The organism is Novosphingobium sp. (assembly GCF_036820275.1).
Taxonomy (GTDB): domain Bacteria; phylum Pseudomonadota; class Alphaproteobacteria; order Sphingomonadales; family Sphingomonadaceae; genus Novosphingobium.
This window is the reverse complement of the sequence record NZ_DAISLT010000042.1, coordinates 34,218-46,360: the sequence shown is the minus strand read 5'-3', so window position 1 is coordinate 46,360 and position 12,143 is coordinate 34,218. Positions and strand designations below refer to the sequence as shown.

Sequence of the window (12,143 nt, the reverse complement as noted above, 5' to 3'; positions counted from 1 at the left end):
CCGTACCGTTGGGCAAAGGCGCGGGAAGCGTGACGCTCCACGTTCCGTTTTCACCCGCAACGGCAGTGGCGTCGGGGATACCGTCACCGTCGGTATCGACACCGATCGTCGCGCCAGGTTCCGCCGTGCCCGAGATCGTCGTACCGTCGGTGGGATTGAGCGTCGGCGCTTCCGGCGGACTGGTGTCCACCGTAAAGGCGAAGGGCGCCGAGGCCGTGCCCTGATTGCCGGCAGCGTCCGTCGCGGTGAAAGTCAGGCTATGCGGGCCATCGGCCAGCGGCGGCGCAGGGGTAAACGTCCAGTCGCCGTTGGCAGCCACCGTCGCGGTGCCGATCTGGGTGCCGTTGTCGAACACCGCCACCACCGAGCCCGGCTCGGTCGTCCCGCTGAACGTCGGCGTCGTGTCGTTGGTCGCGCCGCCTGCGGTGATCGCACCGATGCCCGGTTCGGCATCGTCGGTCGCACCCGTCACCACGGGAGCGGCCGGGGGCGTCGTGTCGATGTTGCTGTCAACGGTGGTGCTGCCCGGAGTGGACACATTGCCCGCCGCATCCGTCGCCGTGGCACTGATCGCCGTACCGTTGGGCAAAGGCGCGGGAAGCGTGACGCTCCACGTTCCGTTTTCACCTGCAACGGCAGTGGCGTCGGGGATACCGTCACCATCGGTATCGACACCGATCGTCGCGCCCGCTTCCGCCGTGCCCGAGATCGTCGTACCGTCGGTTGGGTTGAGTGTCGGCGCCGCAGGCGCGGCAGTATCGACCGTGAAGTCGAACGGCGCACTGGCGGTGCTCTGGTTTCCTGCAGCATCGGTCGTCTGGAACGTCAGGCTATGCGGGCCATCGGCCAGCGGGGTCGGCGGCGTGAACGTCCAGTTGCCGTCGGGACCCACCGTTGCGGTGCCGATCTGCGTGGTGCCGTCGAACACGGCCACCACCGAGCCGGGTTCTGCCGTTCCGCTGAATGTTGGCGTCGAGTCGTTGGTCAAGGCGCCCGCGGTGATCGCCCCCGTTACAGGTGCCGCATCGTCGGTCGCACCGATCAAGAGGGGAGCCTCCGGAGGCACCGTATCGACCGTGAACGTGAAGGGAGCCGATGCCGCGCCTTTGTTCCCGGCAGAATCGGTCGCCTGGAACGTCACGCTATGCGGACCGTCTCCCAGCGGCGTTGTCGGCGTGAATGTCCAGCTGCCGCTGGTCCCCACCGTCACAGTGCCGATCTGTGTGCCGTTATCGAAAACAGCTACGACCGAGCCTGCCTCGGCCGTCCCGCTGAAAGTCGGCGTGGAATCGTTGGTCGAACCACCTGCCGCAATCGCACCTGTTACCGGCGCCGCATCGTCGGTCGCACCCGTCACGACCGGAGCAGGAGGAGGAGTGGTGTCGGGAGGGGTGCTGGAACCTCCGCGTCTGCCGCCACCGCCGCCGCCGCTTGCGGCCGCGGCAATTCCGCCTCCGAGACCCAGCGCGCCAAGGCCGATCAGCAACCCGTTGCTGATACCGCCGCCGGCCGCACCTGCCGCTGCGGTTCCGGCAGAGGCCGACGCGGCATCAAGCGGCGCAAAATCGTAACTGAGTGCCTCGCTCGATACATCGCCGGGCGCGACGCAGGCCGTGTCGCTCAGATTGACAAGCCATTGCGCGCCGCTCGACGGATCGTCCAGGCTCAGCTGGCCGAGATCCTCGGGTTGGCAGGCGAAGTAGCCTTCCAGACGGATGCTCGATCCGTCCGCGAACTTCAGGATCAGGTCGTCGCCTTCGCGAACCATCGATGCGACCGAACTGGGAGGCGCGTCGATCCGGATATTCGAGTCAATCGGAACCGGTATCCGGGTTTCCCCACTGCCTGCAACCGAAGCCTTGGCAGCCTTGCTTCCGCGATCCACGATCTCGACCCGCTTGTCCATCTCGTAACTCCCAACATGGACGTCGCCATAGGCGACGCATCCGTTCGTCGGCGTATCGAGGAAGACTGCGATCGGGGAAATAAAGTAGCGTCGTTATTTTACAGAACTAACAGTCAAACGCCATGCTCGACGGGAGACAAGGGATTTCTCCACCGAACATCAATGCCCCGGTAGCTTCATCGATACGTCTACACACCATCATATAAGGCGAATAACTTTTGCGTTTCCACCCAGTTACGAGGTGCAACGAGACGTCAGCGCCGATGTTTCCCGCGTGATTGGAACGGTTGGTCGCGGATATCGCCCACTTGGTCGGAGGATGGAGGTTTCTGCGCTGTGAAACATCGCGCTCAAGAGCGCAGAAAATGAAGCCACCGGCTTTCAAAAAAGTGATGATTATCGTTTAATTTCAACAGATAAATCGGTGATAAAATCGACCCGCAAAGAATTTGACGGGGATTGTCATAGGTTCATTTCGGACCCAAAATAAACCTTCAAAACGGATGCAGTTCTCGCGACTTCCACAGTCAATTTAGAGATTTAAGAACTGCCTTTTTCGATGCAATCGAATGCGGATTAACATGCATCTATCGCGCAACCACAATCGCCTCAGGCGATGTCCTGAGGGGATTCGCGATATCGTTTTATTACAGAAAGATGCGTTATCGGCACCGGGTGGCCCCACCCCCGGCATCGTGCAGAATGCCGGGGGTGGGTAAAGTTAATCGGAGACTACCAACTGACGCGTGCGCCGGTAGAGAGCATGGACGAGTACGAAGAACAGCACCGTGCCACCTACCAGCGCGGGAACGGCGAAACCGTCGCCGACCACGGCCAGCGGCGCATCGCTGCCTGATGCGGCAACAATAGCCGCGAACGTCACGCCCCAGAGGCTTTCACCGACGATCAGGCCGGTAGCAGTCAACACACCCATGCGCTCGGCGAATTCCGGATCGCGCTGCTTCGATGCCCAGCGGTCGTAGAAGAACCCGAGCACCGCGCCGATCACCGTCGGCAGGATCACGCTCATCGGCAGGTAGATGCCGATACCGATGCCGAGCGGGGGCAGGCGCAGTCGGCCCATCAGCCCCAGCACTTCGTCGAGCACGATGAAGCCGACGCCGGCAGCGGCGCCCCAGCCGATCATCGTCCAGTTGAGATTGCCGCCCAGCACGCCCTTGGCCAAGGTTGAGATCAACGCGGCCTGCGGTGCAGGAAGGGCATTCGGCCCGGCATTGGCCGCTCCGGCAAAGCCGAAGGCGGTATTCAGCAGGTCGAGCACCGGCGGGATCACCAGTGAGCCAAAGACCACGCCGATCACCAGCGCCACCTGCTGCTTCCACGGCGTCGCGCCGATGAGCTGGCCGGTCTTGAGGTCCTGAAGGTTGTCGTTGGAGATCGTTGCCACGCCGAAGACGATGCCGGTGACGATCAGGGCATAGGCGACCAGCGCATCGGTCGTTCCCGGCGGCTGGTCGCGGCCGAACAGGCCGACCAGCATGAGCGAGGCGGCAACCACGGAAAGGATGCCGATGCCCGAAACCGGGGAATTGGAGGCGCCGATCAGGCCTGCCATGTAGCCGCAGACGGCAGCGATCAGCAGGCCGATCACCAGAATGAACAGCAGCGCGCCGGAGATCAGCAGCATTTCCGATCCGGCCAGCGGGCCGCTGCCGACGACGCTCCAGAGCAGGATCGCGATCGGCACGAGCATGGCCAGGGTGCCGATGAAGACGATCGAGATCGGCAGGTCCTGCTCCTCGACGGCGAGCGTCGCGCCGGACTGCCGCGCGCGGCTTGCCGCCATGGCGGAACGCACGCCGCCGATCACCGGCCCGGCGATGCGCAGCAGGGTCCAGACCGCCGCCACGCCGATCACGCCCGCGCCGAAGAAGCGAACATTGTCGGAGAACACCGTCGTCGCCCAGACTTCCGCGCCGCCCGGCAGCGGGTTCTGCGCGGTCAGGATCGGCAGAAGCACCCACCAGCCGACGACGAGTCCGAGGAACATTGCCATGCCCACGGAAATGCCCACGAGATGACCGACGCCCATCAGTGCAAAGGACAGACCCCCGGAAATGCCGGTCGCGCCCGGCCCTGCCCGGAACCAGACAGAGGCTTCCGCCACGGCCAGCCGCGTCTGCGTGAGAATGGCGAACCCGGCCGAGGCCAGCGCGTTCCACAGGAGCACCGACAGACCCTTGGCGCTCTCCACCGCGCCTTCGCGCGATTCCGAGCCGACGCGCAGGACTTCGGCGGCAGCGTGACCCTCGGGATAGGGCAGCGGGGTGTCGAGCACGAGCGCGCGGCGCAGCGGCACGGAGAACAGTACGCCGAGGATACCGCCGGTGCCGGTAATCGCCGCCGTGGTCCAATAGGGGAAGCCTTGCCACCAGCCGATCATCACGAGGCCCGGCAGCACGAAGATGATCGCGGCCAGGGTCCCCGCCGCGCTGGCGACGGTCTGGACGATATTGTTCTCGAAGATCGTCGAGTCCTTGAACCCGCGCAGGATCGCCATCGAGATCACCGCCGCCGGGATCGAGGTCGCGAACGTCAGGCCGACCTTGAGGCCGAGATAGACGTTTGCCGCCGTGAACAGCAGCGTGATCACGCCGCCGAGCAGCACCCCGCGCAAGGTCAGTTCGAGCGGAGAGCCCGCACGCGCACTGCCATTTTCCTTCGCCATGAAACCCCGTTCAGAAATGTGCGGATGCATTCTCCTGCCCCGTACCGAGGACGGCGGCGGAAAAATCGCATCGGTTATCGCGGCTCGCTGCCATATCGAAGGCCCGCCGTCCACCGCCCGATATCGTTTCAGGAACCGTTAAGCCCGCAACTCGTTGAGAAGACCTGCTCGCAGCGGGAACCCGCTCGCTCATTCATTTCCCAACCTCATCGGAAGGTCCATCAAGATGTTCAAACGTGCAATCGGTCTCGGCGCCCTCATCGCCGTCGCTTCGGCAACCGTCACCCTGTCCGCCGAAGCGCGTCCGGGCGACCGCAACGACCGCTCGGCCCATGCCTGGCGCGACAACGACCGCAGCTGGGAACCCTCGCGCAGCTATCACAAGGGCAACTACAAGGATCGCCGCCTGAGCCGCAACGACCGCATCTATCGTGGCAAGGACGGCCGCGCCTATTGCCGCCGTTCGGACGGCACCACCGGCCTCGTGGTCGGCGCGGTGGGCGGTGCCCTGCTCGCCAAGCTTGTCGGCGGCAACACCCTCGGCACCCTGGCCGGCGGTGCGGGCGGTGCCCTGCTGGGTCGTTCGATCGACCGCGGCAACGTGAAGTGCCGCTGATCCAGCCTCTATAAAAAAGCACGCGGCGGGACCGGAGTCTCGCCGCGTGCAGTATTCAGGCAGGAACCTGCCGGCGGGCCTCAAGGGAAGGACACCGCCGGAAATCGCGATCAGAAGTGAACAACACCTTCCACGCCGAAAGTACGCGGCGGGTTGAAGTTGCCATAGGCACCCAGCGTGCTCGCATTGGCGTTCGAGAGACGATAGATATGCGTCTCGTTGAGCAGGTTGCGGCTCCACAGCGAAACAGTCAGCGTCGTGCCGGCATCCGACATCGGGATATCGGCCAGTGCGATGCGGCCATTGACGATGAAGCTGCTCTGCGCCTTCACGTTCTCGTCCTCGAAGCTGTACTGGCGGTCGGCATAGGCCGCGTCGAGGTGGAACTGCACGCTTTCGTCGCCGCTGCCCACCGGCACCGAGTAATCGATGAAGGCCGAGGCCGCATGCGGCGGCGTGTAGACGATGAAGACGTTCTGGTAGACCGGATTGGCAGCCGTGCTGAGGAACGGGTTCAGCGTCTTGGGGACGCGGGTGTAAGTATAGGCGTAAGAAGCGCCGAAGGTCAGGTTGTTCGTCGGGTGGACGTTCAGTTCCGCCTCGATGCCGCGGATCTTGGTAGTGCCCGGCGCGTTCAGCGTCTCCTGCGTGTGCAGGTTGAAGTAGGGGCTGTTCGGATCGGTGTTGACGTTGTCGAAATCGACCTGTGTCCCGTCACGATCCATGATGTAGCCGGCCAGGTTCAGGCGAACCTTGCGGTCGAGGAACATCATCTTCGCACCGACTTCGTACGACTTGACCGTTTCCGGACCGAAGGCGTCGAAGGTCTGCGAACGATCGTTGGCGCCGCCGGCGCGGTATCCGGTCGCATACTTGGCATAGAGGTTCACGTCGTCCGTGGCATCCCAGGCCAGGGTGACCATCGGGTCGAAGCGGTCCTTGCGATAGTGGAAGCCGTAGTTGACCGTAGCGCCGTTCACGATGTCCAGCACGCCGTCGCGCTTATCGTGGGTGTAACGGCCACCGGCGGTCAGGTGGACCTGGTCGAGACCGGCAGGCGTATAGGTCGCCTGGGCGAAGGCGGCGATGCTCTGCGCCTTGGCGTGGCTATCACGCTGGAGGAACAGCGAGTCGTCGGCCCAGCCCTGGTTGCCGGAGGTCACCGCGCCCGTCACGTTGGGGCTGAGTGTGGTGTAGCCGGTGCCGTCCGAGTTCCAGATATTGGAACTGGGCGTCGCGGCGTTTTCGCTGGCATGCTCGTTGTAGTAGTAGGCACCCGCCACGAAATCGAGGTGGGGCAGGCTGCCGACGAGCTGGAGTTCCTGGCTGAACTGGTGCTGGTCGAGGAACGACAGCGAGTAGCGGCTGAACTTGGTATTCGGCAGGAACACGGTGCGGTGGGCGCCGCCCGAGTTGTCGTACTGATCGGTGTCGACCTGGCGCCAGGCGGTGATCGAGCGGATCGTGAGATCCGGGCTTACGTCATAGCTGAGGTTGCCCATGATGCCCTGCGTGCGGTCCACGCTCGGCTGCTGCGGCACGCCGATGTCGGCGGTCTTCATGCGCTTGTCGCCGCTCACATGCACCAGCGGGGAAAGCGGCGCGATCGTGCCGCTCGGCAGTTTGCCGCCGTTCGCAGCGATCTGCGCGAGGGTCGCGACCGGCAGGCCCTTGGGGTTGTAGTTGATGAGCTGGCTGTACATCGGCGTATTGTCATCGCGCGACTTGTCGAACGAGATGTTCGCCGTGAAGCCTTCCACCGGCTTCCACTGGGCCTGGATGCGCCCGCCGACGCGGTCGTAATAGTTGAAGCCGGTCTGGCCCGCGAGCGGGTTCTTCGTCGTCGCGTCCTGGTGCTGGTAGACGCCGTCGACCTTGATCGAGATGTTGTGGAACTCGGGCAGGTCGATGTGGGCTTCGCCGGTGCGCTGGCCGTAGTTGCCGATGCCCGCTTCCACGCGGCCGCCGAACTGGCCGGTCGGCGCCTTGGTGACGATCGAGAGCGCGCCGCCTTCGGTGTTACGGCCGAACAGCGTGCCCTGCGGGCCGCGCAGGACTTCGATGCGCTGCACGTCGAACAGCGCGGCGTTCAGGCCCTGCTGGCGGCCGAGGTAGACGCCGTCGAGATAGACGCCGACGCCCTGGTCGCGTGCGGTCTGGTTGGCGTCGAACGGCACGATGCCGCGAATGCCGACCGTGAGGGCAGACTGGCGCGCCTCGAACGTCGCCACGCGCAGCGAGGGAACGGTGCCGCTGGCAAGGTCGATCAGGCTCTGGACGTGCTGCTTCTCGATATCCGCGCTGCCGATGACGGCGATGGCGATCGGGGTCTTCTGCAGATCGGTCTCGCGCTTGGTGGCGGTGACGATGATCGGAGCGGATTCCCCGCTGTCGGCAGTTGCTGCATTTGTTGCTGCTTCGTCAGCAAAGGCGGCAACCGGGGCCTGGCTCAATGCGACGATGCTGCAAGTGGCCGCCAGACGGATGGCGTGGCGAATCATGCGAAAACTCCCTGAAATGCTAAGCTTTCCTCCTTGCAGTCGCAGCAAGGGGATCGCCCGTCGGGGGCGACAGGGAGGCTCACTAGGCGGGGGCTGCGTCACATCCGTGTTGCTTTTTTGTAATTTTCTTGACGCAATTGTGGCAACGCGAACATGACAAATTTGACATGTGCATGGCAATGAAAGGGGTACTATGTGACCCGATCATTCGTGCCGAAATGGTGGAGACAATGATCAAATCCGGAGACATCGTGCTGACGTCGGGCGAACTCGCCCACATCAGCGCCGTTCGCGACGCCTTCCTCTCCTTCGAGGTGGAAGTGATGAATGCGACCGACCTCTGCATGCGCGCCGCGAAAGCGCCGACCTGGGTCTTCGTGGACTGGATTCTTCCCGAAATGTCGGGACTTCAGCTCTGCGGCTTGTTGCAGGATCGCATCAACGACCACCCCTTGCACGTCACGATGGTGCTGCCCGAAGCCGATCCGCGATCGCAGGCGCGTGCGCTGGACGCCGGGGCGGATGATTACCTGATCGGCCCCCTCACCCCGACCGCGCTGGTGCAGCGCCTGCGAATCTACCAGCCGACCGCCGCCGCGCGCAAGGAAGCGCCGGCGATCCAGATCGGCGAACTCACGATCCAGCCGGACTCTCACCTGACGCGCTACAAGGGGCTGGTGGTGCCGCTGCAATCGAACGAGCAGCGGCTGCTCAATCACTTCGCCCGCAATCCCAACCGCGTGTTCACGCGCGGGGAACTGATCGGCGTGCTCGGGAAGAGCGTGGAAGTCTGCGACGAACGGACCGTGGACTCCTGGGTAAGCCGCCTTCGCCGCAAGCTGCGCTCGATGCAGGTTCCCCACCTGCCCCGCACAGTGCGCTCCTTCGGCTACGTCTTCGACCACGCCGAGGCTTGAGGGCGCGTTGACATTATCATAGCTCTATTAGGCCGTTAGCTTGCGATATCCGCGAATTTCGCGTCGAGGGCCTGCCGTGCATCCTCTCCGGCCAGCCTGACCTGCAAGCCGCGCTGGCCGCCGTTGATGTAGATCGCATCCCAGAGGATCGCCGTTTCATCGATGACGACCGGGACCTGGCGCATCTGGCCGAAAGGGCTGATGCCGCCGATCTTGTAGCCGGTCAGTCGCTCGGCATCGGCAGGCTTCATCATCGCCGCGCTTTTGGCTCCGAGCGCAGCGGCGGCTTTCTTCATCGAGACTTCGCCGCTGCTGGGGGCAATGACGCATGCGGACCTGCCGTCGGCAAGGACCATCAGGGTCTTGAACACCTGCCCCGGATCAGCTCCGATCGCTGCTGCTGCGGCAAGCCCGATGCTCTCGGCCGAAGGGTCGTAGTCGTAGGCATGAAGGTCGAAAGTCACGCCGACTTTTTCGAGCATCTTCGTTGCGCGGGTGGATAGCGCCATTCCTGTTCTCCTGAGAAGCGCCTAGAGCATTTTCTAATCAGGTGGAAACCTGATGACTCGGAAAATGCGACAAACCAGAAGCTTAGAGCGGCTGATCCGGTGCAGCCGGATCAGCCGCTCTAGCCCATGATGCATCCGGGGCCAAGGCCCCGCCGCACTTCACGATCGCCTCATCGCCGGGGACAGGGAACGCCATACTTTGGTCTAGCTGGGTTGGACGCCGCACCGTGACTACCTGATGAAGCGTGGCGGCATCGGGTCGCCGCTATCCTCCCGGAGCCAATCGATGTCCGACCGATCCATCATCTCGCCCGCCCAGCGCCAGCTCGGCACTCCCACCGATCTCGGCGCCGACGCCACCCGCGACATTTCCGGTGGCCTCAAGGCCCTGCTCGCCGACGTCTTCGCGCTCTACCTGAAGACCAAGAACTTCCACTGGCACATGAGCGGCCCGAATTTCCGCGACTATCACCTGCTGCTCGACGAGCAGGGCGACCAGATCTTCGCGATGACCGATCCCATCGCCGAACGCGCGCGCAAGATTGGCGGCACCACGATCCGCTCGATCTCGGACATTTCCAGCCATCAGCGCCTGCTCGACAACAATGCCGATTATGTCGATCCGCAGGGCATGCTCGCCGAACTGCATGGCGACAACAAGCAGCTCGTGGCGGAAATGCGCTCTGTCCATGCGCTCTGCGACGAATATGGCGATATCGCCACCGCCAGCCTGATCGAGGTCTGGATCGACGAGACCGAGCGCCGCGCCTGGTTCCTCTACGAAAGCTGCCGCACCGGCCACATGTGATGGCACCGACCTGCCAGGGGAGACCTTCGAAAGGTATCCCCTGGCAGAATCTACAACGCTCAGTTCACCTTTTCGAAGGCAGCGGTGATACGAATCTGCACTTCGTCGCTCACCGCCGGAACATACTTGGACACGCCGAACTCAGAGCGCTTGAGCGAACCCGTGGCGCTGAAGCCCACGGTATAGGCCTTGTCCATCGGGTTCACGCCCGCGCCGCCGAAGGTCGCGTCCAGCACCAGCGGCTTGCTGACGCCGTGCATCGTCACCGTGCCGGAAATGCGCGCGGTGCGCGGGCCGGTCTGCTCCACCTTCTGCGAAACGAAGCGGATCGTCGGGTAGGTCGCGGCGTCGAACCAGTCGGCGCTGACCAGTTCGCTGTCGAGCGTCGCATTGGTAGTGAAGATACGCGCGACGGGCAGCGAGACGTCGAGGCTGGACTTGTTCAGGGCCTTCGGGTTCAGCACCAGCGAACCGGTGGCACCGGGGATCGTGCCGAAGAAATCGTTGAAGCCGAAGTGGTTGACGCCGAACTGCGCAAGCGTGTGGTTGCTCTCGACTTTGTAGGTTCCGGCCTGGACGGCCTCCGGCGCGACGGAGGCCTGAGCAACGACGAGCGAGGGAACGCCTACCAGCGTGGAGGCGGCAAGGGCGATGGCGGCAATTGAGAAGGTCTTCTTCATGGAGCGCTCCGGGACAAATGGGGTGTAATTCCAGGGCCCTATGCAGCTTGCTCCGCTTTTCGATAATCCGCCATTCAGGCGAATGTCTTTCAACCCAGAGTTGAAAATGATTCTCGATCCCAGCAGGCTGCGCTCTTGTCGGCGCCTGAAATCGCGCTCACCCGCCTTGCGCTTGAACAGGGCGGTGCTTTCCGTGACAATAGATTGCTGCCCCCTTTGGAGGATGGAACCGCTCCGGCGAATGGCCCATTATCCTTTTGAAAATGCAGCCGACGCGAACAAAATTCGCCGAGACCGTCGCCCGAGGCCTGCTCCAAAGGCGAGGCGAACCGGGGTATAGGCTTCGGCCAAAAGGTATGCTTGCCGCCCTGCAATTACATATTTAATGTCAACAAAATCGATTGAGTTTAGGCGTGAGCCATCACGATGGGAGACATGACACGATGAATGCCGGAATCCTCAATCGCCGCCTGTTCCTGTCGATGGCCGCTGCCGGCGCGCTGGCCGTCTCGCTTGCAGGATGCTCCGGCGGGAAGTCCGGCAATTCGGTCGAGATCACCAACGTTTCCTACGATCCGACGCGCGAACTCTATCAGGCCGTGAACCCGGCCTTTGCCGCCTACTGGAAGAAGAAGACCGGGCAGGACGTGACCTTCCGCATGAGCCATGGCGGCTCAGGCAAGCAGAGCCGCGCGATCATCGACGGTCTCGAAGCCGATGTCGCCACTCTCGCGCTGGCCTATGATATCGACGTGATCTCCAACAAGGCCAAGCTGCTCCCGGCCGACTGGCAGAAGGCGCTGCCCGACAACAGCTCGCCTTATACCTCGACGATCGTGTTCCTTGTCCGCAAGGGCAACCCCAAGGGCATTCATGACTGGAACGACTTGGTGAAGCCGGGCGTGCAGGTCATCACCCCGAACCCCAAGACCAGCGGCGGCGCGCGCTGGAACTTCCTCGCCGCCTGGGCCTATGGCCGCAAGGCGGGCGGGTCGGACGCAGCGGCCGAGACTTACGTGAAGCGCCTCTTCGCGCAAGTTCCCGTACTCGACAGCGGCGCGCGCGGCGCCACCACGACTTTCGTGGAACGCGGCATCGGCGACGTCCTGCTCGCCTGGGAAAACGAGGCGCTGCTGGCCGAGAAGAAGCTGGGCGCGGGCAAGTTCGAGATCGTCGTGCCTTCCATCTCGATCCTCGCCGAACCGCCGGTGGCCGTCGTCAGCGCCAACGCGAAGAAGCACGGTACCGAGGAAGTCTCGAAGGCCTACCTCGAATATCTCTATACCCCCGAAGCCCAGGTCGCGATCGCCCGCAACTTCTACCGCCCGAGCGATCCCAAGATCGCCGAGCAGTTCGCCAACCAGTTCCCCAAGCTGAATCTCACCACCATCGATGAGGATTTCGGCGGCTGGACCAAGGCGCAGAAGACCTACTTCGACGACGGCGGCGTGTTCGACCGCATCTACACCAAGAAATAAACCGCGCCCCGCGCCAAGATCGAGCAGGCCACTGCAGAT

General features: G+C 63.4%; 9 protein-coding genes. 4 read left to right on the top strand and 5 right to left on the bottom strand.

Annotation, left to right across the window (positions count from 1 at the left end):
- Positions 1 to 1,906: Ig-like domain-containing protein (locus tag V7066_RS23840; protein WP_334185455.1), on the bottom strand; the 1,906-nt coding region annotated here is incomplete at its 3' end.
- 721 nt (positions 1,907 to 2,627) lie between these two features.
- Positions 2,628 to 4,595, bottom strand: coding sequence for an OPT family oligopeptide transporter (locus V7066_RS23835; RefSeq protein ID WP_334185454.1), 1,968 nt, complete (start codon positions 4,593 to 4,595; stop codon positions 2,628 to 2,630).
- A gap of 226 nt (positions 4,596 to 4,821) precedes the next feature.
- Between V7066_RS23835 and V7066_RS23830 the strand changes: the two genes are divergently transcribed.
- Positions 4,822 to 5,211 (top strand): glycine zipper 2TM domain-containing protein, encoded by a 390-nt coding sequence (locus V7066_RS23830; protein WP_334185453.1) that lies wholly within the window; start codon positions 4,822 to 4,824, stop codon positions 5,209 to 5,211.
- Between the two features lie 110 nt (positions 5,212 to 5,321).
- Here the strand turns inward: V7066_RS23830 and V7066_RS23825 are convergent, their stop codons facing one another.
- On the bottom strand, positions 5,322 to 7,712 hold the full coding sequence (locus V7066_RS23825; RefSeq protein WP_334185452.1) for a TonB-dependent receptor: 2,391 nt from the start codon (positions 7,710 to 7,712) through the stop codon (positions 5,322 to 5,324).
- Positions 7,713 to 7,942: 230 nt separating this feature from the next.
- On the opposite strand from V7066_RS23825, the gene V7066_RS23820 reads away from it, so the two are divergent.
- A complete protein-coding gene (locus V7066_RS23820) occupies positions 7,943 to 8,629 on the top strand; it encodes a response regulator transcription factor (protein WP_334185451.1) in 687 nt (228 codons plus the stop codon).
- 35 nt (positions 8,630 to 8,664) lie between these two features.
- On the opposite strand, the gene ybaK is transcribed toward V7066_RS23820, so the two are convergent.
- A complete protein-coding gene (gene ybaK, locus V7066_RS23815; RefSeq protein ID WP_334185450.1) occupies positions 8,665 to 9,138 on the bottom strand; it encodes a Cys-tRNA(Pro) deacylase in 474 nt (157 codons plus the stop codon).
- A 286-nt stretch (positions 9,139 to 9,424) separates the two neighbouring features.
- Between ybaK and V7066_RS23810 the strand changes: the two genes are divergently transcribed.
- Complete coding sequence (locus tag V7066_RS23810; RefSeq protein ID WP_334185449.1) at positions 9,425 to 9,946, top strand: Dps family protein; 522 nt, start codon at positions 9,425 to 9,427, stop codon at positions 9,944 to 9,946.
- Between the two features lie 59 nt (positions 9,947 to 10,005).
- Here the strand turns inward: V7066_RS23810 and V7066_RS23805 are convergent, their stop codons facing one another.
- Entirely contained in the window at positions 10,006 to 10,626 is a 621-nt protein-coding gene (locus tag V7066_RS23805) for a YceI family protein (protein WP_334185448.1), read from the bottom strand.
- A 443-nt stretch (positions 10,627 to 11,069) separates the two neighbouring features.
- Between V7066_RS23805 and V7066_RS23800 the strand changes: the two genes are divergently transcribed.
- Positions 11,070 to 12,104 carry a sulfate ABC transporter substrate-binding protein gene (locus V7066_RS23800; protein WP_334185447.1) on the top strand — a complete coding sequence of 345 codons (1,035 nt, stop codon included), beginning with the start codon at positions 11,070 to 11,072 and terminating at the stop codon, positions 12,102 to 12,104.
- Positions 12,105 to 12,143 lie beyond the last annotated feature (39 nt).